The organism is Pseudonocardia sp. Cha107L01, from assembly GCF_052566575.1.
Map to the genome: position 1 here is coordinate 2,391,729 of NZ_CP199579.1, position 18,948 is coordinate 2,410,676.

The 18,948-nt window shown below is 70.9% G+C and carries 21 protein-coding genes; 13 read left to right on the forward strand and 8 right to left on the reverse strand.

The genetic code is table 11. The features are described from left to right. Positions 1 to 97: 97 nt before the first annotated feature. The 3 genes from ACTXG6_RS11410 to ACTXG6_RS11420 all read left to right on the forward strand — a co-directional run bounded on the left by ACTXG6_RS11410 (position 98) and on the right by ACTXG6_RS11420 (position 2,099). Entirely contained in the window at positions 98 to 550 is a 453-nt protein-coding gene (locus tag ACTXG6_RS11410; RefSeq protein WP_445187746.1) for a nitroreductase/quinone reductase family protein, read from the forward strand. Between the two features lie 86 nt (positions 551 to 636). Next, a complete protein-coding gene (locus ACTXG6_RS11415) occupies positions 637 to 1,416 on the forward strand; it encodes an SDR family NAD(P)-dependent oxidoreductase (protein ID WP_445187747.1) in 780 nt (259 codons plus the stop codon). A 53-nt stretch (positions 1,417 to 1,469) separates the two neighbouring features. Continuing rightward, positions 1,470 to 2,099: a methionine adenosyltransferase domain-containing protein gene (locus ACTXG6_RS11420; protein WP_445187748.1), complete on the forward strand. Its 630-nt coding sequence runs from the start codon at positions 1,470 to 1,472 to the stop codon at positions 2,097 to 2,099. A 116-nt stretch (positions 2,100 to 2,215) separates the two neighbouring features. Here ACTXG6_RS11420 and ACTXG6_RS11425 read toward each other — a convergent pair whose 3' ends face one another. Next, entirely contained in the window at positions 2,216 to 2,878 is a 663-nt protein-coding gene (locus ACTXG6_RS11425) for an HAD-IA family hydrolase (protein ID WP_445187749.1), read from the reverse strand. Positions 2,879 to 2,947: 69 nt separating this feature from the next. Here ACTXG6_RS11425 and ACTXG6_RS11430 point away from each other — a divergent pair, with 69 nt between their 5' ends. Next, positions 2,948 to 4,174: an ROK family protein gene (locus ACTXG6_RS11430; protein ID WP_445187750.1), complete on the forward strand. Its 1,227-nt coding sequence runs from the start codon at positions 2,948 to 2,950 to the stop codon at positions 4,172 to 4,174. 18 nt (positions 4,175 to 4,192) lie between these two features. Here the strand turns inward: ACTXG6_RS11430 and ACTXG6_RS11435 are convergent, their stop codons facing one another. The 4 genes from ACTXG6_RS11435 to ACTXG6_RS11450 all read right to left on the reverse strand — a co-directional run bounded on the left by ACTXG6_RS11435 (position 4,193) and on the right by ACTXG6_RS11450 (position 7,847). Then, positions 4,193 to 4,456: a hypothetical protein gene (locus ACTXG6_RS11435; protein ID WP_445187751.1), complete on the reverse strand. Its 264-nt coding sequence runs from the start codon at positions 4,454 to 4,456 to the stop codon at positions 4,193 to 4,195. Between the two features lie 147 nt (positions 4,457 to 4,603). Then, complete coding sequence (locus ACTXG6_RS11440) at positions 4,604 to 5,218, reverse strand: L,D-transpeptidase (protein WP_445187752.1); 615 nt, start codon at positions 5,216 to 5,218, stop codon at positions 4,604 to 4,606. 187 nt (positions 5,219 to 5,405) lie between these two features. Then, entirely contained in the window at positions 5,406 to 6,191 is a 786-nt protein-coding gene (locus ACTXG6_RS11445) for a hypothetical protein (RefSeq protein ID WP_445187753.1), read from the reverse strand. Between the two features lie 60 nt (positions 6,192 to 6,251). Beyond that, on the reverse strand, positions 6,252 to 7,847 hold the full coding sequence (locus ACTXG6_RS11450; RefSeq protein WP_445187754.1) for a phytoene desaturase family protein: 1,596 nt from the start codon (positions 7,845 to 7,847) through the stop codon (positions 6,252 to 6,254). A gap of 160 nt (positions 7,848 to 8,007) precedes the next feature. Here ACTXG6_RS11450 and ACTXG6_RS11455 point away from each other — a divergent pair, with 160 nt between their 5' ends. After that, positions 8,008 to 8,658 carry a TetR/AcrR family transcriptional regulator gene (locus tag ACTXG6_RS11455; protein ID WP_445187755.1) on the forward strand — a complete coding sequence of 217 codons (651 nt, stop codon included), beginning with the start codon at positions 8,008 to 8,010 and terminating at the stop codon, positions 8,656 to 8,658. A 33-nt stretch (positions 8,659 to 8,691) separates the two neighbouring features. On the opposite strand, the gene ACTXG6_RS11460 is transcribed toward ACTXG6_RS11455, so the two are convergent. Beyond that, complete coding sequence (locus ACTXG6_RS11460) at positions 8,692 to 9,237, reverse strand: TetR/AcrR family transcriptional regulator (protein WP_445187756.1); 546 nt, start codon at positions 9,235 to 9,237, stop codon at positions 8,692 to 8,694. A 106-nt stretch (positions 9,238 to 9,343) separates the two neighbouring features. Between ACTXG6_RS11460 and ACTXG6_RS11465 the strand changes: the two genes are divergently transcribed. Further along, positions 9,344 to 10,093 carry a hypothetical protein gene (locus ACTXG6_RS11465; protein ID WP_445187757.1) on the forward strand — a complete coding sequence of 250 codons (750 nt, stop codon included), beginning with the start codon at positions 9,344 to 9,346 and terminating at the stop codon, positions 10,091 to 10,093. Here the strand turns inward: ACTXG6_RS11465 and ACTXG6_RS11470 are convergent. Continuing rightward, the gene (locus tag ACTXG6_RS11470) at positions 10,090 to 11,070 is read right to left on the reverse strand and encodes an NAD(P)H-dependent flavin oxidoreductase (protein ID WP_445187758.1); all 981 of its coding nucleotides are present in this window, start codon (positions 11,068 to 11,070) and stop codon (positions 10,090 to 10,092) included. The genes ACTXG6_RS11465 and ACTXG6_RS11470 overlap by 4 nt on opposite strands. Positions 11,071 to 11,157: 87 nt before the next feature. Next, positions 11,158 to 11,772: a TetR/AcrR family transcriptional regulator gene (locus ACTXG6_RS11475; RefSeq protein WP_445187759.1), complete on the reverse strand. Its 615-nt coding sequence runs from the start codon at positions 11,770 to 11,772 to the stop codon at positions 11,158 to 11,160. Between the two features lie 87 nt (positions 11,773 to 11,859). Between ACTXG6_RS11475 and ACTXG6_RS11480 the strand changes: the two genes are divergently transcribed. The 7 genes from ACTXG6_RS11480 to ACTXG6_RS11510 all read left to right on the forward strand — a co-directional run bounded on the left by ACTXG6_RS11480 (position 11,860) and on the right by ACTXG6_RS11510 (position 18,946). Beyond that, positions 11,860 to 12,618: a 3'(2'),5'-bisphosphate nucleotidase CysQ gene (locus ACTXG6_RS11480; RefSeq protein ID WP_445187760.1), complete on the forward strand. Its 759-nt coding sequence runs from the start codon at positions 11,860 to 11,862 to the stop codon at positions 12,616 to 12,618. Continuing rightward, complete coding sequence (gene cysD, locus ACTXG6_RS11485) at positions 12,615 to 13,514, forward strand: sulfate adenylyltransferase subunit CysD (protein WP_445187761.1); 900 nt, start codon at positions 12,615 to 12,617, stop codon at positions 13,512 to 13,514. The genes ACTXG6_RS11480 and cysD overlap by 4 nt, the downstream gene beginning before the upstream one ends. After that, a complete protein-coding gene (gene cysC / locus ACTXG6_RS11490) occupies positions 13,514 to 15,352 on the forward strand; it encodes an adenylyl-sulfate kinase (RefSeq protein WP_445187762.1) in 1,839 nt (612 codons plus the stop codon). The genes cysD and cysC overlap by 1 nt, the downstream gene beginning before the upstream one ends. Before the next feature lie 114 nt (positions 15,353 to 15,466). Beyond that, entirely contained in the window at positions 15,467 to 16,546 is a 1,080-nt protein-coding gene (locus ACTXG6_RS11495) for a DUF1214 domain-containing protein (RefSeq protein ID WP_445187763.1), read from the forward strand. After that, a complete protein-coding gene (locus ACTXG6_RS11500) occupies positions 16,543 to 17,697 on the forward strand; it encodes a sulfotransferase family protein (RefSeq protein ID WP_445187764.1) in 1,155 nt (384 codons plus the stop codon). The genes ACTXG6_RS11495 and ACTXG6_RS11500 overlap by 4 nt, the downstream gene beginning before the upstream one ends. Next, positions 17,697 to 18,473, forward strand: a complete 777-nt coding sequence (locus ACTXG6_RS11505) for an SDR family oxidoreductase (protein ID WP_445187765.1) — start codon at positions 17,697 to 17,699, stop codon at positions 18,471 to 18,473. The genes ACTXG6_RS11500 and ACTXG6_RS11505 overlap by 1 nt, the downstream gene beginning before the upstream one ends. After that, entirely contained in the window at positions 18,470 to 18,946 is a 477-nt protein-coding gene (locus ACTXG6_RS11510) for an SRPBCC family protein (RefSeq protein ID WP_445187766.1), read from the forward strand. The genes ACTXG6_RS11505 and ACTXG6_RS11510 overlap by 4 nt, the downstream gene beginning before the upstream one ends. Positions 18,947 to 18,948 lie beyond the last annotated feature (2 nt).

Below are 18,948 nucleotides of genomic sequence, written 5' to 3' on the forward strand. Positions count from 1 at the left end.
ATCAAATTAGAGAGCACTGCTCTTGACAGTCCCGAGCCTGCAGGTGTTCACTGCTCTCAAGCGAGAGCGCCGCTCTCCAAAGTCAAGGAGTCAGGTCATGACCGCTCAAGCCCGCTACGTCGCGCCGACGTTCACCGCGAACCTGTTCAACAAGGCCGTGGGCGCCCTCACGCGGCACGGCATGAGCGTCTGGGGTTCCCGGGTGCTGCGGGTCAAGGGCCGCAAGTCCGGTGAGTGGCGCAGCACCCCGGTCAACCTGCTGACCCTCGACGGCGCCGACTACCTCGTCGCGCCGAGGGGGCTCGCCCAGTGGGTGCGGAACCTGCGTGCGATCGGTACCGGCGAGCTGGTGGTCGGGCGGCGCGTCGAGACGTTCCGGGCCACCGAGCTGGCCGACGCCGACAAGCCCGCCGTGCTGCGGGCATACCTGAAGCGCTGGAAGTTCGAGGTCGGCGTGTTCTTCGACGGCGTCGGCGCGGACGCCTCCGATGAGGACCTGCTGCGGATCGCCCCCGGCTACCCGGTCTTCCTGATCACCATCGACGCGTGATCGCGCACGGCCCGGCAGACTGTCCGGGCGCGACCGACCAGTTCGGCCATGCGGGCCGAGGGGCGGCTTCAGTGGGAGGTCACACAATGGATCTCGGACTCGACGGGCGGGTGGCCGTGGTCACCGGCGCCAGCAAGGGAATCGGGCTGGCCGTGGTGCAGGCGCTGGTCGCCGAGGGGGCCACCGTCGTGGCCGGCGCCCGGACCGGCTCGGCCGAGCTGAGCGAACTGGTCGAGGCCGGTTCGGTGCGGGTCCTGCTGACCGACCTCGCCGAGCCGTCGGGGCCCGGCGACCTGGTGGAGTTCGCCGGCGATCGGATCGACGTCCTGGTCAACAACGTCGGCGGCGCGCCCGCTCGGACCGGCGGGTTCCTTAGTATCGCCGACGAGGACTGGCTGGCCACGCTCAACCTCAACCTGCTCGCCGCCGTCCGCGCGACCCGTGCCGCACTGCCGGTGATGCTCGCCGCCGGCGCCGGCTCGATCGTCAACATCTCCTCGGTGAACGCTTCCCTGCCGGATCCCGGGGTGCTCGACTACAGCGCCGCGAAGGCCGCGCTGGCTGGTTTCTCCAAAGGGTTGTCCAAGGAGCTGGGGCCACGCGGCATCAGGGTCAACACGGTCAGTCCCGGCCCGGTGGGCACCGCGCTGTGGCTCGGTGAGGATGGCGTGGCGCAGACGGTGGCCGGCGCGACCGGGCTGACGCCCCAGGAGGTCGCCGACAAGGCCGCCGCCGGCTCGGTGACCGGGCGTTTCTCCGAGCCGCGCGAGGTGGCCGACCTGGTGCTGCTGCTCGCCAGCGACCGGTCCGCCAACGTCACCGGCGCCGACATCCGGATCGACGGCGGCCTGATCGCCACCTGGTAGCGCCTCGTTACCGAGCGGCCGCTCGGTAGTCCGCTTGGCGCCGCGTCCGGCCGGTGTCGGTGCTGATCGAGACGTTCGGTACCGAGCGGGTGGGTCGGGATTTGATCGAGGCCCTGGTGAGCGAGCACTTCGACCTGCGCCCGGCCGCGTTCCGCGGCTACCTGGACCTGCACCGGCCGATCTACTCGCCGACCTCGGGGCCGTGGCCCGCGTTCGCTCTGTTCGCGCTTCGCCGATTGTGTGAGGCAGTCGGCTTTCTCTCAACAGGGGTGCGTTGCATCGATGTGCGAGTCGCAATAAAAGAGACCTCCCGGGTTCGGGAGGTCTCTTCGAGGCGGCTATCTACATTCCCAGCTCCACCAGCCGTGACGGAAGTGGTGGCTCCGGTGGCCGCGCCAGTGGTGGTGGCGGTCCCAGTTGCCGTCGTCGCGCCAGGACCACGAGCCCCCGTGCCACTCGCGACGGCAGTGACGGTTGTGGTCGCGGTCGGTCAGAGTGACGCTCGTTGGTGTCGCGACCTGCGCCATCGGGGTGGCGGCGGCAGGTGCGGCCGAGGCCGTACCGCTCGAACCGAGCATGAGGGCGCCGGACAAAACGGCCGATACGCCGAGCGCGGCGAACCTGCTTCTAGGTCTCGTGGACATACGGACCTTCCTCATTTGTTAATCACTCAGCTGACTTAGCAAAGCCTTCCTCGAAAGTGAGGCGCCAATTGTCGGATCACCGCCGAGCAACCGTCAAGAGAATTTAGGGTAGAGTTTTGGGCACAGATCGACTGTCGAAAGCGAGCCCGCTGCTGTCAGGCCGCCCTTGCCTGGGTCAGCAACGCGGCAAGCTGCTCCAGGTCGACGAGGCGGAGGTCGGCGGGCCGGCCCTTGACGGAGGCGACCGTGGCCCCCGCTGCCCGGCCGGCGGCTATCCCCGCGTCCGAGTCCTCCACCACCAGGCACCTGGCCGGGTCGATGCCCAGCCGCTCGGCCGCCATCAGGAAGCCCTGCGGGTCGGGTTTGCCTGAGGCCACGTCGTCGATCGTGATCAGCAGCGGCGGGGTGATGCCGGCCCGACCGAGGCGGGCGCGAGCCAGCCTGGTGTCGGCGGAGGTGACCACCGCCCAGGGCAACCCCGACTCGCGCAGGGTCTCGAGCAGTCGGTGCGCGCCGACCGTCGGCACCACATCGGCGAGATCGACGCACTCCCGGGCCAGCTGCCGGTTCGCGTCGGCCTGGGCGCGCTCGTCGGACCACTCCGGCCAGAACCGGCGCACCGTGCTGATCGCCGGCGTCCCCTGCGCGATCGCCAGCACCTTGTCCGGGTCGAGGTCGTAGTCCGCCGCCCAGGCCCGCCAGGCGCGCTCCACCGCCGCGTCGGAATCCACCAGCGTGCCGTCCATGTCCAGAAGGACGGCGGCGACCTCGCGGAGATCGATGACCAGCTCCGTGCCCGAATCAGTACCCAGTTCCATTGCGGCTCCCTCGCCAGTGGTCCCTACCCGGCTATTATCCTCGTACTGCGAGCTTATTGGGGTGGAGCTGTGCTGAACAGTGCCGTCGCGAAGAGCGGCCGGGCGGGTGACGCGCGCTGGCGTACCGCCAGTGCGGTGCTTGCCGAGGTGCGGCGCGCGCCGGGGGTCACCCGCGCCGAGGTGGCGCACCGACTGCGGCTGAGTACGGGTTCGTCGACCGAGATCACCGCACGGCTGCGCGAGCTGCGATTACTCGTCGAGTCGCCGGCGGTTCCGCGTGGCCGCGGCCGACCCACCGGCGTGCTGCGGCCGCACCCGTCCGGTCCGCTGGTGCTGTTGATCGAGCTGCGCCACGACGACTGGCGGGCCGACCTGGCCGCCCTGGACGGCGAGCTGCGGCCATTCGGCGCCGGCCGGCACGGCGGCGGGCGGGCCGACGGCCAGAGCGACGGCCAGAGCGACGGCCAGAGCGGCGGGCCGGAGCCCGTACTGACCGAGCTCGGCCAGCTCATCGCGCGCGCCAGGGAGCGCCTCGGCGGCCGGCTGCGTGCGGTGTCGCTGGCGGTGGCCGCGACCGTCGGGGACGGGCGCCTGGTTGATGCGTCCTCGCTGGGCTGGCCGCCGGTGGACCTGGGCACGCTGACCGACCTGCCGCTGCTGATCGGCAACGACGCCACCCTGGCCGGCGTGGCGGAGGCCCGCTCCGGGGCGGCCAGTGGCAGCCGTACCGGGCTGCACCTGCTGGTCGAGGCGGGGATCGGGGGCAGCCTGACGGTCGACGGGCGCCCGGTCAGCGGCGCCACCGGGGCGGCCGGCGAGTACGGCCACCTCCCGTTCGGGGACCATGCACTGCGCTGCCACTGCGGTGCCACCGGGTGCTGGGAACTCGCGGTCAACGGCATCGCGCTGGCGCGGCATCTGGGGGAACGGCGGCCGGCGAGTCCCCGGGCCTACACCGTCGAGGTGCTGCGGCGGGACAGCGCCGAGGCCAGGGCAGCCGTCACTGCCGCCGCGACCGCGCTGGGCGCCGGCATCGCGGGGCTGGTGAACCTGCACGACCCGGACGTCGTCACGCTCGGCGGGCTGGCCGGCCCACTGCGCGCCGGCGCTCCCGCCGAGTTCGCCTCGGCCTACCTCGGCGGCCTGATGGCGTTCCGCCGGGCCGAACCGCCGCCCGTTCTGGACGCCAGCCACGGCGAGCACGGCGCCCGGCACGGTGCCGCGGCGGTCGGGCTGGACCACATCACCACGGAGGCGGCGCTGGCCGGTTGGGCCGAGGAGCAGACGGCGCTGTAACAGGTGTCTGACCCGTGCTCAGACACGCACCTCGGCGCTGGCCGGCCGGTACGGCGCCGCCACCCGGACGCCGTACGCGATCGTCGACTCCAGCACCGCCACCCCGATCAGCACGGTCAGGATGGCGGCGGCGTACTTCGTGACCGGGGCGGCGCCGGCGTTCAGCGCGCTGAAGATCGGCCAGCCCACCAGTGCGCTGCCGGCCGCGTCCAGCGACACCGGCAGGAGGAGCACGGAGAGCAGCCGCCAGCCGCTGACCAGTTGCACGGCCCGAAATGTCACTCACGCCATATCCGGTGTCAATGCGGGCGCGCCTCGGTTTCGGTGGCCCAGTGAAAAGCGGAGGGCCAGGTCACCTAGGTGACCTGGCCCTCCAGTCTGGGCTCCCGGCTCAGTTCATGGGGTCAGCGGCGTTCCCGGGTCAGCTGATCAGTTGTCGCTGTTGTCATCGCTGTTGTCATCGCTGTTGTCGTCGCCGTTGTTGTCGTCGCTGTTGGCGGAGGGCGCGGGAGCGGCCTTCGGGCCGTCCATGACCTGGACGTGGTCGCCGATCTGCAGCGTGTTGAAGAACGCCTGCGCGTCGGCCATGCTCAGGTGCACGCACCCGGCGGACGCCCGCTTCGGGTCACCCGCGTGGAAGGCGATGCCGCCGTCCTCGAAGAACACCGAGTACGGCATCGGTGCCGGCTTGCCGTTGGGCAGCTTGAACTCGGCGGTCGTGTGGTGTTGGTCCTTGCGGTACACCCGGAAGACGTTGCCGGTCGGGGTCTCCTCACCGGGGCCGCCGGTGGCGATCGTCACGGGGCCGCGCAGGATCTTGCCGTTCTTGATCAGCCATGCCTTCCGCTTGTTCACGTCGACGCAGGCGGCGGCCGCGGCGGTGCACGGGGTGCCGGCAACCTTGGCGGACGTCGTGGCCGCGATCTCGGCAGGGGTCAGCGCGAGCGCGGGGACCGCGAAGAACACGCTGACCGCACCGGTCAGTGCCACGGCACCACTAACCACCGCGACCCGGCGCCTGCCTACCTGGCGAAACCTGGACATCCACAACCTCTCACAGCTTGCGGCGGGCGCATCAGCCCGCGCGCCGGGTTCGGGGGGTACCCGGCATTCACTGTGAATGACGCGCGAGGTGCCCAGAGGTTGCCCTTGAAACCTGGCGAAGCTGACAGGCGACTGAGGGCAAGGCCCCGGACAGCACTCCCGAACACCACTCCCGGACCCCGCCCGGCTAGGCGCTCACGGCCGCTCCGGTGGCCGTGACCTGCGCCGGAGTGGAGTTCGAGGGGGCGAGCTGGGTGGCCTCGTAGTGCGCGCGGCGCAGCAGTAGGGCAGTGGTCACACACATACCGATTATGAAAATGAGCACCGGGAGCCAAAACCCGACCACCCCGTTCCAGGCGAACGGGCCCGCCTTGAAGAACACCGCGAGCTGGCCGCCCGCACCGGTCACGGCGACCCACAGGTTCAGGTAGGCGGCCCAGCGGGGCCAGATCGGGTGCGGCCGCATGTCCATGAATCCGGCGATCGCCATGCAGATGTACTGGATCATGTATGTCGCGACGAGCATCGACCAGACGAACCAGCAGTAGTCGTTCAGGGTGCGCACGATGTCCGGGTCGATGTCGGAGCGGAAGCTGGCCAGCAGCCAGGCCAGCCCGATGATCTGGAAGAACGTCACCAGCACCACCGCGCCGCCGAACTGCATCGGCGCCAGCAGCGGGTTCGGGCCCTCGATCTTGCGGATCTCCGCCGACACCACGGTGAGGAAGGGCAGCAGCATCGCGGAGCCGAACAGCGCCAGGATGATGCCGACCCGGATGCCGTTGCGGTTGGCCGCGAACATGTCGGCGATCTGCTGGGCGCTGTTCGCCGGCGAGGGTGGCGGGACGAAGCCGGCGAAGAGTATAAAGCCGACCCCGAACACCACCAGCCCGACCGGCCAGGACCAGATGCACGCCTTCCAGAGCCGTCGTTTGATCGCCGCGTGCTGGGCCGCGCTGACTGGCTCGTTCATGGACACGGTCGCTCCTCCTCGTCTCGGGCGTGGGTTCCCCGGACTTCCCGGGGGTGCCGGTCAGTGCTTGCCGGGCCTGCGCAGCCGCCCGCCGCGCAGGCTGCGCAGCACGGTGCGTGCGGCCTGCTGGCCCGGGACACCGCAGATGCCGGCGCTCGGGTGGGTGCCGCCGCCGCTGATGAACAGCCCGTCGACCGGGGTCCGGTAGCCGGCAAATCCGGCCGCCGGCCGCAGCGGCCCGAACCGGGTGGCGGTCGGATCGACGTGGTAGACGTTGCCGTCCGGTGCGCGGAAGCGTTCCTCGAACCGTGGCGGGGTCATCACCTGGCGGTCGATCTCCAGCTCCTTCAGCCCATCGATGTGCTTCGACGCCGCCTCCAGCACCCGCTCGGCGGTCGGTTCGGCCAGTCGTGACCACGGCCGGTTCGAGTGCACGGGCGAGATCCCGGACCAGAACCAGAAGGTGTCCTGCCCGTCGGGCGCCTGCGTCGGGTCCACCGCCGTGGGCAGGATCGCGATACCCGGCAGCGGGTCCGGTACCTCGCCGGCGGCGCAGGCCCGCCAGGCTTCGACGTGCTCCTCGAAGCTCGTGTAGCAGAGCGCCGGTTTGCGCAGGTCGACACCGTCGCGACGGCTCTCCTGGTGCCGTGGCAGCTGAGCCCGGCCGCTCAGTGCCAGGTCGACCTTGAACGAGGACGCGTGCGTCGACGCGGTCGGGATATGGCGCACCCGCTCGGCGAGGTGATCCGGCAGGGCGCCGTCCGGCAGCCACTCGGTCAGCGGGACCTTGACGTTGTTCGTGGTGACCACCGCTCGGGCGGTGAGCTCCTCACCGGTGTCCAGTCGCACCCCGGTTGCCCGGCCGCCGCGCATGACGATTCCCTCGACCACGGCTCCGGTGCGCAGCCGCCCACCGGCCGCGGCGTAACACCGCGCCAGCGCGTCGGTGAGCGCACCGGTGCCACCGACGAACCGGCCCACCCCGGCCCGGTGGATCAGCCCGAAGTAGATCAACACCCAGGCGGTGCCGTCCTCGAACATCGGGGCGAAGCAGGGCAGTGCGGCGAGCAGCGCCTTGATCCGGCGGTCGGTGAAGCGCTCGTCGACGAACTCGGCGTGCGAGGTGGTGAAGAAATGGCCCATCGGGCCGAGCCGGGTGGGGTGCAGGGCGGACCTCGCGGCGCCGGCCAGGAGGCCGCCCGGGTTCGGCCGCACCGGGTTGGTGTTCATGAACGGCACGACCAGGTTCATCGCGGCGTCGAGGGTGTTGGCCAGCTCCAGGTAGGCGCGCGCGTCGCCGCGGTGGAACCGGCCGATCTCCTCGGCGGTGCGCACCGGGTCGCGGTGGATGCACAGCGACGACCCGTCCGGATCCAGGAACGCGTACGGCGGGTCGACCTCCAGCTCGCGCAACCCGAACCGGTGCAGCCCCAGGTCCTTCGGAATCGTGGTGGTGCGCCACAGCGAGGAGTCCATCGCTCCCTCATTGACCCGGTGCTGCGGCGCCCCGGCCAGCACGGGGTTGGTCGAGGTCATCCCGCCGACCTTGTCCGTGGACTCGACGACCAGCACCCGCAGGCCCCGCTTGGCCAGGTAGCAGCCCGCGGTCAGACCGTTGTGGCCGGCGCCGACCACGATCACGTCGGGGTTGGGCATAGGAGCCTCCTCGATGTGCCTCATATAGTGGGCACTAAACCAACGTAGGCCTGAGGGTTCCCGGGCGGCTCGCTGTTGTCAAGGCTGGATTAAAAAAGGCCGGTCGTTCGGGTCCCGGCAACGCCTCGCGGGCCCCGGCGTGGCGGGGATACCGTTGAGCATGCCCCGCGACGCCTCCGCCAAGCCGCCGAAGCCCAGCGTGCACGGGCACGGGCGCCGGCTGCTGCTCGCGGCGGCCGGTGAGCTGTTCGCCGAGAGGGGCTACGGCGGGACCTCGACCAGGGACATCGCGGACCGGGCCGGAGTGTCCGAGCCGATGCTGTTCCGGCACTTCGGCAACAAGGCGACGCTGTTCCAGGAAGCGGCGGTCACCCCGTTCACCGAGTTCATGGACCAGTACATCAAGGAGTACCGCAACCGCGCGCACGGCCAGCTGAGCGCGGCGGAGGAGGGTAGGCGGTTCTTCGACGGGCTGTTCCGGGTGCTCTTCGCGCAGCGCGAGCTGCTGATGGCGCTGATGTCGGCGCACCAGTTCGACGAGGTCGCCGACGAGATCTCCGCCCAGGCCAGGGACGCGTTCGGCCTGGTACTGGCGCTGTTCGAGGAGGTCGTCGAGACGGAGGCCGAGGAGCGCGGCTTCGCCGACTCCGACCTGCCGGCGATGGTGCGCGTCATGTTCAGCATGGCGCTGTCGGTGGCACTGCACGGGGACTGGCTGATGATCGGCGGCGAGGTGACCTACGACCGGATGCTCGCCGCGATGACCCAGATGTCCGTGCATGGCCTGCGGGTCCCGCCGAGCGCCGACTAGGCCCAGGCCCGGCGCGCTCGTCGTGAGGTTAGGTCACGGCTCCGCGAGCTGGGTGACCATCTCGATGAACCGGGTCAGCATCCAGTCCATCGCCTCCGGGTCGAACGGCTGGCGCAGCTGCTGCCACCCGACGATCATGCTGAGTCCGAGCTCGGCGAGCCGGTCGGCGTCCCGTTCGCTGCCGGTCGCCTCGACGACCGAGGTCCGGATGATGTCGAGACGGCGGCGGTCCACGTCCCGCTGGGCGGCGGCGACCATCGGGTCCATCGCGCTCCAGGTACGGATCGCGACCTCGGCGTCGTGCGGCACCGTGCGGGTCAACGCGCGCAGCAGCTCGAGCCGGTCGAACGGGTCCGGGGTGGCGCCGGCCTTCTCCGCGATCTGGTTGGTGTGCGCGGTCCAGTACGCCAGGAACGCGGCGACGAAGTCCGGCCAGTTCTTGAAGTAGTGGTAGAAGGAACCGCTGCTCACACCCAGTCGCTGGTGCAGCGCGGTCATCTTGAGCCGGCGGAAACCCTGCTCGGACAGGATCTCGATGGCCGCCGTGAAGTACTGCTCGCGCGTCACGTACAGCGGCACGACCACTCCCTCGGCAACGTCCGGAACCGGGCTGGACCCCAACCATAGAGTGCTCTATCTTGAGCGTCAGCATAGAGCGTTCTATGGCGATCGAGGGAGCCCGGCCATGACGTCCCGCCTGTCCATCGCCAGTGACCACCGCTGGCAGCGGTTCTTCGCCCTCAACGGCCTGGTGTTCATCGTGCTGTGCCTGATCGGGCTGGAGGTCTGCTGGCCGCAGCCGCCGGACTTCGCCTGGTCGCCGGTGCAGACCGCGCAGTACTACACGGTGCACCGGACCGGCTTCCTGGTCGGCATCACGCTGTGCGAGCTGGCGATGGCCGCGTACGTGACCTGGACGGTCCAGCTCGGCGTGATGCTCTGGCGGCTGGACGGCGGTGCGCGGGTGAAGGCGATCGCGGCCAGCGCGTGCGGGATCGCCACCCCGTTCCTGCTGGCGATGGACCTGGTCTTCTTCGCCGTGGCCGCCTACCGCCCGACCCAGACCAACCCGGACGTCACGCAGGCGGTCAGCGACGTCGCCTGGATCGGCTCGGAGCTTTTCTGGCCGATCCTGGCCACCGAGATGGTGCTGGTCGGCGCGATCATGCTGCGGTCCCGCGGCCGGGCCGGCGCCTTCCCGACCTGGTTGGGTTGGTACACGCTCTTCGCGGCGGTCGCCGAGGTCTTCCAGTTCGCGATCATCTTCACCAAGAGCGGGCCGCTGGCGCCGGACGGCCTGCTGTCCTGGTACACCGCCGTCGGCACCTGGGGGTTCTGGGCGATCGCCACCAGCATCACGATGTACCGGCTACTGGGCCGCGGCACCGCGGAGCGCCCGGCCGAGGAGCCGCTCCGCAGCCCCACAACCGTCTAGGCGCTGTACATCCGGGCGAGCCGGTTGCCGATGATCTCCTCGGCGTCCGCGACGATCCTGGCGACCACCTCGGCGCAGCTGGCCACCTCGTTGATCAGGCCCTGCGCCTGGCTGGCCCACCACATGCCGCCCTCCATGTCGCCCTTGCCCAGCACCTCGGCGCGGCCGCGCACCCCGGCGGCCAGTTCGGCGAGGTCCTCGAAGGTGGAGCCCTCCTGGCGCTCGATCTCGGCGATCTGGTCGGAGACGGAGTTGCGGGCCACCCGGGCGGTGTTGCGGAACTTGCGGAACACGACCTTGGTGGCGCGCTCGTCGTTGGCCACGATCTGCTGCTTGACGTTGTCGTGGATGGGCGCCTCGGTGGTGGCCATGAAGCGGGTGCCCATGTTGGCGGCGTCCGCGCCCAACGCCAGTGCGCCGGCCAGGCCCCGACCGTCCGCGATTCCGCCGCTGGCGATGATCGGGATCCTCAGCTTCGCCGCCGCGGCCGGGATCAGCACCAGGCCGCCGATGTCGTCCTCGCCGGGGTGCCCGGCGCACTCGAAGCCGTCGATGCTGATCGCGTCGACGCCGAGCCGCTCCGCCTTCAGCGCGTGCCGCACCGCGACCGCCTTGTGGATGACCTTGACGCCGGCCGCCTTGAACGACGGCAGGTGCGGCTCCGGGTTGGCGCCGGCCGTCTCGACGATCTTCACGCCGCTTTCGATGATGGCGTCGCGGTACTCGTCATAGGGCACCGGCTTGATCGTCGGCAGGATGGTCAGGTTCACCCCGAACGGCTTGTCCGTCAAACCCTGCACGCGGGCGATCTCCTTAGCCAGCGCCTCCGGGGAGGGCTGGGTGAGGGCGGTCAGACAGCCCAGCGCGCCGGCGTTGGCCACCGCGGCGATCAGTTCGGCGGTGCCGACGGCGGTCATCCCGCCGCAGACGATCGGGTGCTCGATGCCGAATGTCTCGGTGAAGCGGGTGGTCAGCACAACTGGCTCCTCGTCGCCGGCGAAGTCTCTCTCCGGGCACCCTAACTCATCTAGCACTAGAGTATTTGGCGAGCGGCCGACCGACGGTCAGCCAGGCGTGACGATGCCCCGTTCGATGGCCGCGGTGGCGAACTCGACCAGTCGCTTCGAGCGCACCTTGCCTTGCGCGGCGCCCCCGTGCAGCAGGTCGTCGGCCAGTCCGATCAGTGAGTCCCAGACCCAGAACGCCACCGCTGGATCGTCGACGAGGGCCTGACCGTTCGCCGCGGCGGTCTCCGTCAGGGCGCGGGCCAGTGCCTGGATCGTCCGCCGGTACACCGTCGCCGAGGTCACCAGGCCCCTGCCGCCCCGGCCGGCGAGCACCTTCGCCTCCCACTGCGGCGCGGACCGGCCGAGGCGGCGCCACAGCTCGGTGACCTGGGGGAGGATCTCGCACAGGACGCCGGTGACGCCGAGGCCCCGGTCCACCGTGTCCAGGGTGTCGCGCAGGTCGTCGAGGCGGCGCGCCATCAGGGCGGCGAACACGTCCTCCTTGCCAGCGAAGTACTGGTAGACGGTGCCCGAGCTGACGCCGGCGCCGGCGGCGATCGCGCGCATGGTGAGCGCCGGGTACCCGGACTCCGCCAGGATCTGCTCGGCCGAGGCGAGGATGTCCCGGTGGCGGCCCTCCGCGTCGCCCCAGGCGGTCCTGGCGACTTGCACGACGCTGTCCACGCAACGGATGTTACGCGTATTGGACGACGTTCAGAACAATCTGAACGCTGTCCAATGGCCGTGTTACCGTGCGGCATGCCCATCCCCGAGTACCGGTCGGACGCTGAGCTGGCCCGAGCGCTGGCCACCGAGGCCGGGATGGTGCTGCTGGACGTCCGTGCGCGTGGGGCCTCGCGGTACCCGGATTCGCTGCGTGACGAGGGCGACCGGGTGGCGCACGAGTTCCTCGCCGCGCGGCTGGCGGAGCACCGCCCCGGCGACGGTGTCCGCTCGGAGGAGGCCGAGGACTCGCCGACCCGGCACACCGCCGACCGGGTCTGGATCATCGACCCGCTGGACGGCACCCGGGAGTTCGGCGAGCGCGGGCGGAGCGACTGGGCGGTGCACGTGGCGCTCTGGGCGGGCGGCGAGCTGGTCGCCGGTGCGGTGGCGCTGCCGGCCCTTGGCGAGACCTTCGGCACCGACAAGCCGCCGGCGCTGCCCGCGCTGAACCGCCCGGTGCGCTTCGCGGTGAGCCGCAACCGGCCACCGGGGTTCGTCCGCGAGCTGGCCACCATGGTGGGCGCGGAGCTGGTGCCGATGGGCAGCGCGGGCGCGAAGACGATGGCGGTGGTGCGCGGCGAGGTGGACGCCTACCTGCACGCCGGCGGCCAGTACGAGTGGGACTCGGCCGCGCCGGTCGCCGTCGCGCTGGCCACCGGGCTGTACGCGGCGCGCCTGGACGGCAGCCCGCTGCGCTACAACCGCCGCGACCCGTGGCTGCCCGACCTGGTGGTCTGCCACCCGGAGCTGGCCGACCCGCTGCGCGCCGGGCTGACCGAGGTCTACTGGTGACGCTGGCGCAGCTCGACGAGCTGGAGGCCGACAGCATCGACATCTTCCGGGAGGCGGTCGCGGAGAGCGAGCGCCCGGTGCTGCTGTACTCGATCGGCAAGGACAGCTCGGTGCTGCTGCACCTGGCGCGCAAGGCCTTCTATCCCAGCCCGCCGCCGTTCCCGCTGCTGCACGTGGACACCACCTGGAAGTTCCGGGAGATGATCGCGTTCCGGGACGAGACCGCCGCGCGGCTGGGCGTGCGGCTGATCGTGCACCGCAACCCGGAGTGCCTGGCGCTCGGCATCAACCCGTTCGAGCACGGCTCGGCGACGCACACCGACCTGTGGAAGACCCAGGGGCTGCGGCAGGCGCTGGACGAGCACCGGTTCGACGTCGCATTCGGCGGCGCGCGCCGGGACGAGGAGGCGTCGCGGGCGAAGGAACGGGTGTTCTCCTTCCGTACCGAGCAGCACCGCTGGGACCCGAAGAACCAGCGCCCGGAGCTGTGGCGGCTGTACAACGTGCGCACCAACCCCGGCGAGAGCATCCGGGTGTTCCCGCTGTCCAACTGGACCGAGCTGGACGTCTGGCGCTACATCCGGCGCGAACGGATCCCGATCGTGCCGCTCTACTTCGCCGCCGAGCGCCCGGTGGTCGACCGGGACGGCATGCTGATCATGGTTGACGACGACCGGCTGCCGCTGACGGACGGGGAGCGGGTGCAGCGGCGCACGGTGCGGTTCCGCACGCTCGGCTGCTACCCGCTGACCGGCGCGATCGAGAGCTCGGCAGCCACGCTGGACGAGATCATCGACGAGATGCGCACCGCGACCACCTCGGAGCGCCAGGGGCGGGCGATCGACCGGGACCGGAGCGGGTCGATGGAGCGCAAGAAGCAGGAGGGCTACTTCTGATGGCCGCTCTGCTCCGGTTCATTACCTGCGGCAGCGTCGACGACGGCAAGAGCACGCTGATCGGCCGGTTGCTCTACGAGTCGAAGCTGCTGCACACCGACCAGCTGGAGTCACTGGCCGCCGACTCGAAGCGGGTTGGCAGCCGCGGCGGGGACCTCGACTTCGCGCTGCTGGTGGACGGCCTGGCCGCCGAGCGCGAGCAGGGCATCACCATCGACGTGGCCTACCGGTTCTTCGCCACCGAGCGCCGCCGGTTCATCGTCGCGGACACGCCGGGGCACGAGCAGTACACCCGGAACATGGTCACCGGGGCGTCGACGGCACACGCCGCGGTGATCCTGGTCGACGCGCGCAGCGGCCTGCTCACCCAGACCCGCCGGCACCTGCACCTGGTGTCGCTGCTCGGCGTGCGGCAGGTGCTTCTGGCGGTGAACAAGCTCGACCTGGTCGGCTACTCACCGGAGGTCTTCGCCGCGATCAGCGACGAGTTCCGCGCGTTCGCCAAGGAGCTCGGCGTCGGTGACGTGGGATGTGTGCCGGTGTGCGCGGTGGACGGGGCCAACGTGGTCAGCCGGTCCGGGCACACGCCCTGGTACGGCGGTCCGACCGTGCTGGACTGGTTGGAGAACGCCGAGGTCACGGCCGTTGACGACGCTGCCCCGGCCCGGCTGCTCGTGCAGTGGGTGAACCGGCCGACGGCGGAGTTCCGCGGCTACGCCGGCCGGGTGCTGCAGGGTGTGCTGCGCCCCGGCGACCAGGTCCGGGTGCTGCCCGGCGCGGCGGCGTCCACCGTGGAGCGGCTCGTCACCATGGACGGCGACCTGGCCGAGGCGGTCGCGGGCAGCTCGGTGACCGTGGTGCTGGCCGGCGAGGTGGACGTCAGCCGAGGTGACGTGCTGGCCGCCGCCGCCGCGCCGCCCGAGGTCGCCGACGCGTTCCAGGCGCACCTGGTGTGGCTGGCCGACGACCAGCTGCTGCCCGGTCGCAGGTACCTCGCGAAGATCGGTGCGCGCACCGTCGGGTTCACCGCCGACCAGCCGAAGTACCGGGTCGAGGTGGACTCGGATGGCCGCGCCCCGGCGAAGACACTGCGGCTCAACGAGATCGGCGTGGCCAACGTGCACTTCGACGTGGCGGTCCCGTTCGAGCGGTACACGGCCAACCGCGACCTTGGCTCGTTCATCGTGCTCGACCGGCTGACCAACGCGACCGTCGGCGCCGGCATGATCGACTTCGCGCTGCGCCGCTCGGCGAACGTGCGCTGGCAACAGCTCACCGTCGGCGAACAGTCGCGCGCCGAGCAGAACGGGCACCGGCCCTGCGTGGTCTGGTTCACCGGGTTGTCCGGGGCGGGCAAGTCCACCGTCGCCGACCTGGTGGAGAAGGCGCTGCACGCGGACGGCCGGCGCACCTTCCTGCTGGACGGCGACAACGTGCGGCACGGGCTGAACAAGGACCTGGGCTTCACCGACGCGGACCGGGTGGAGAACATCCGGCGGATCGCCGAGGTGGCCACGCTGATGGTGCAGGCCGGGCTGATCGTGCTCGTCTCGTTCATCTCGCCGTTCCGCGCGGAGCGCGAGCTGGCGCGCAGCCTGGTCGAGCCGGGCGAGTTCTGCGAGGTGTACGTGGACGCCCCGCTGGCGGTGGCCGAGCAGCGCGATCCCAAGGGCCTGTACGCGAAGGCGCGCCGCGGCGAGCTGGCGAACTTCACCGGCATCGACTCGCCGTACGAACCGCCGGAGCAGCCCGAGCTGCGGCTGGACACCACCGCGCTGGAGCCCGAGGACGCCGCCCGCGCGGTGGTCGCACGGCTCGCCGCCATGGGCGTCATCTGAGTGCTGAACGCAGTATTGAACGCAGTATTGAACGCTGTCCAAATTGCGGTATCGTCGTCGCCGTTGGACTAGAACTTGTTCTAAGTTCTGGCGCGGTGCGGCGAGGAGGCTGCGGTGACCGAACCCGGTGAGGCCTGGACCCAGTTCTGCCGGGCGCTGGAGCAGGCCGGCCAGGTTGTCCTCGCCGGGAGCGCGCCGGACACCCCGCTGGACCGCGCCGAGGGCTTCCGGTACCTGAGCCGGCTCACCCGGGAGATGTTGTATTCCTGCGTGGACAACGCCGACCCGGACTTCCCCCGGTTCCACCAGCTCGACCTGGTCAAGATCGGCGCGGACAACCCGGACAACGTCTACCTGTCCGCGACCATCCGGGGCAACCGCAGCTACCGGATCACCGGCCGCCGGGGCAGCATCGGCTACTTCAGCATCGGCTCGAAGGCCAACCGCTACGCCACCGACGGCACCATGGCCTCGACCGGCGAGCTGACCGACGCCGACCTGGTCGCCGAGCCAGACGGCAGCATCGAGATCGTGGCCAGCGCGACGCCCCACGGCGGCAACTGGCTGCCGCTCGCGCCGGACTCCACCGGTCTCGTGGTGCGCCAGACCTACCTGGACCGGGCCGGCGAGACCCTGGGCGACTGGCGGATCGAGCAGCTCGGCGGTCCGGCCGAACCCGCGCCGCTGACCCCGGAGCTGCTCGCCAGGTCGCTGAGCCGCGCCGCGCTCGCCGTGCACGGCACCGCGGCCACCTTCGCGCGCTGGACCGAGCTGTTCATGACCCGGCCGAACGAGCTGCCCGACTTCGGCCAGGAGATGTTCCAGCGGGCCGGCGGCGACCCGGAGATCTTCTACCTGCACGGCTACTGGGCGCTGCGCCCCGGCGAGGCCTGGGTGATCGAGACCGACGTGCCGGACTGCCCCTACTGGAACTTCCAGCTGGACAACTGGTGGATGGAGTCGCTGGATCACCGGCGCCGGATCACCGTCAACAAGCACACCGCGATGCTGGACGGCGACGGCCGGCTCACGCTGGTGGTGGCCGCGCGCGACCCGGGCGTCGGCAACTGGATCGACACCTGCGGGCACGACAGCGGTACCGCGCTGCTGCGCTGGCTCGGCGCGGCCACCCACCCGCTGCCGAGGTGCCGGGTGGTCTCGCTGGACTCACTGGTTCCCGTGGAGGCGTCATGACCTCGGTGTCCGCCGGACTGTCCGTCGATGCCCTGCTGGACGCGGCGCGCGCCAAGGCCGGCATGAGCGAGTTCGGCGACGAGTGGTTCACCGAGCCGCTGCGGGTGCTGGTGGCGAGCCTGAACGCCGAGGCCGCGCTGTCCCCGCTCGGCCTGGAGCTGAGCCGGCGCCGCCTCACCGCGCTGCTGGTCGACCGGCTTCGGCTGCGCGCGCTGCAAGGCGAGTACCCGGAGATCCGCGACGCCGAGGTCAGCGTCGCGGCGGTGATCTGCGGGCTGCCGCGCACCGGGTCGACGCTGCTGCACCGGCTGTTGGCCGCGTCGCCGAAGCTCACCTCGACGCTGTCCTGGGAGACGTCGTTCCCGATCCCGTTCCCCGGCGAGGGACCGGATGCGCCGGTGCGCAAACACCGCGCGCGGGAGCAGGCTCGACTGTTCCTGGAGCTGTCCCCCGACTTCGCCGACCTGCACACGGTGGTGTGGGACGGACCGGAGGAGGACGTGATCCTGGTCGACCGGTCGTTCGCCTCGATGAGCTTCGACTCGTTCTACTGGGTGCCCGGTTACGGCGACTGGCTGCGCACGGCCGACCAGACGCCCGCCTACCGCGAGCTGCGTGAATGGCTGCAGGTGCTGCGCTGGCAGGACCGGGCGCGGGCCGGCCGGCGGTGGGTGCTCAAGTCGCCGCACCACCTCACGGCGGTCGGCACCGTGCTGGACACCTTCGACGGTTGCAAGATCGTGATGACGCACCGGTCGCCGGCCAGCGCGGTGCCGTCGTACGCGTCCATGGTGCGCACGATGTCCGCGCAGTACAGCGAGTCGGTGGACCCGGTGCGGATCGGGCGGTACTGGCGCGACCGGTTCGAGGCCACCCTGCGCGACTTCGCCACCGTCCGCGCGGCCCGCCGCGACCGGTTCGTCGACGTCCGCTACGCCGAGATGCTGGCCGACCCCGCCGCGCAGGCCCGGCGGGTGCTCGACGAGGTCGGCCTGGCTGCCGACGCCCCGGACGACGCCGCGTTCGCCGCGTACCTGGGGGAGAACCGCAAGGAGTCGCACGGCGCGCACTCCTACGCGGCGCCGGACTTCGGGCTGTCGGTGGAGCAGCTCGAGCGCGACTTCGCCTTCTACACGGAGGTCTACCTGTGATGCTGTCCGACGAGGTCGTGGTGATCACCGGCGTTGGCCCCGGTCTCGGCGCCAAACTGGCCGCCCGGGCGGCGGCCGAGGGCGCCAAGGTGGTGATGGCGGCACGCTCGACCGCGGTGATGGACCAGGTGGCGAAGGAGGTCGCCTCGGTCGGCGGGGAGGCTGTCGGCGTGCCCTGCGACGTGCGCAGACCCGAGGACGTCCAGCGGCTGGTGGACACAGCGGTCGACCGGTTCGGCACGATCACCGGCCTGGTCAACTCCGCGTACTCGCACCCCGGGTTCTACGACCTGCTGGATACACCGGAGAAGCAGCTGCGGCGGTCGATGGACATCATCCTGTTCGGCACACTCGGGGTGACCAACGCGGTGGTGCCGCACATGAAAGCGGCCGGCGGGGGCTCGATCGTCAATATCGGCACCATGACCACCCGCAAGCCGATGCGCGGCGAAGGCGGTTACGCGGTGGCCAAAGCGGCGCTCACCTCGGCCACCCACTTCCTGGCCCTGGAGCTGGGCGAGCACAACATCCGGGCCAACCAGGCGATCATGGGCTGGCTGGACGGCCCCGGGGTGCGGTACTTCCTCAAGTTCACCGCCGAGCAGCGCGGTGTCACCGAGCAGGACGTGTACAACGAGATCGCCGCCCGCAACCCGCTGGGCCGCATCCCCACCGACGAAGCCTGCGCCGGCGCGGTCCTCTTCCTGCTGTCCCGCCTGGCGTCCGAGGTGACCGGCGCGACGCTGGACGTCAACGCCGGCGAGCACATGCCATGAGCACGAACACGGTCGAGCCGTTTGTGGTCGAGTCGGTCCGGGTGGAGATCGCCGCGCCGGCGGCGTTCGTCTGGGAGGTGCTCGTCGACTACCCGAGGTACCCGGAGTGGAACCCGTACACGGTGGCCGTGGCGACCTCCCTGGCCGTCGGTGCCCCGATCGACCTCACCCTGCCCAACCCCGACGGCTCGCCCGGCACCTTCGTCAACCGCGAGTACATCCGCGTGGTCGACCCGCCCCGGTTGCTGCGCTACGACACCGGTACCGAGCTGCCCGGCATCTTCGCGGTACGGGACCAGTGGATCGAGCCGCTGGGGCCGGACCGGTGCGGCTACCACACGACGGACACGTTCACCGGCGAGCACGCGGCTTGGGTGATGGAGAACTCCGGCCCGTGGGTGAAGGCCGGCTTCGACGCGGTGGCGCGCGCGTTGCGCGAGCGGGCCGAGCAGCTCCGGGTGCTCAGGCGGTAGGT

Excerpts from the sequence above, each read along its gene's own strand:
- ACTXG6_RS11410 (WP_445187746.1), top strand. The coding sequence starts at position 98 with ATGACCGCTCAAGCCCGCTACGTCGCGCCGACGTTCACCGCGAACCTG.
- ACTXG6_RS11415 (WP_445187747.1), top strand. The coding sequence starts at position 637 with ATGGATCTCGGACTCGACGGGCGGGTGGCCGTGGTCACCGGCGCCAGC.
- ACTXG6_RS11425 (WP_445187749.1), bottom strand. The coding sequence starts at position 2,878 with ATGGAACTGGGTACTGATTCGGGCACGGAGCTGGTCATCGATCTCCGC.
- ACTXG6_RS11440 (WP_445187752.1), bottom strand. The coding sequence starts at position 5,218 with ATGTCCAGGTTTCGCCAGGTAGGCAGGCGCCGGGTCGCGGTGGTTAGT.
- ACTXG6_RS11445 (WP_445187753.1), bottom strand. The coding sequence starts at position 6,191 with ATGAACGAGCCAGTCAGCGCGGCCCAGCACGCGGCGATCAAACGACGG.
- ACTXG6_RS11450 (WP_445187754.1), bottom strand. The coding sequence starts at position 7,847 with ATGCCCAACCCCGACGTGATCGTGGTCGGCGCCGGCCACAACGGTCTG.
- ACTXG6_RS11455 (WP_445187755.1), top strand. The coding sequence starts at position 8,008 with ATGCCCCGCGACGCCTCCGCCAAGCCGCCGAAGCCCAGCGTGCACGGG.
- ACTXG6_RS11465 (WP_445187757.1), top strand. The coding sequence starts at position 9,344 with ATGACGTCCCGCCTGTCCATCGCCAGTGACCACCGCTGGCAGCGGTTC.
- ACTXG6_RS11480 (WP_445187760.1), top strand. The coding sequence starts at position 11,860 with ATGCCCATCCCCGAGTACCGGTCGGACGCTGAGCTGGCCCGAGCGCTG.
- cysC (WP_445187762.1), top strand. The coding sequence starts at position 13,514 with ATGGCCGCTCTGCTCCGGTTCATTACCTGCGGCAGCGTCGACGACGGC.
- ACTXG6_RS11500 (WP_445187764.1), top strand. The coding sequence starts at position 16,543 with ATGACCTCGGTGTCCGCCGGACTGTCCGTCGATGCCCTGCTGGACGCG.
- ACTXG6_RS11505 (WP_445187765.1), top strand. The coding sequence starts at position 17,697 with ATGCTGTCCGACGAGGTCGTGGTGATCACCGGCGTTGGCCCCGGTCTC.
- ACTXG6_RS11510 (WP_445187766.1), top strand. The coding sequence starts at position 18,470 with ATGAGCACGAACACGGTCGAGCCGTTTGTGGTCGAGTCGGTCCGGGTG.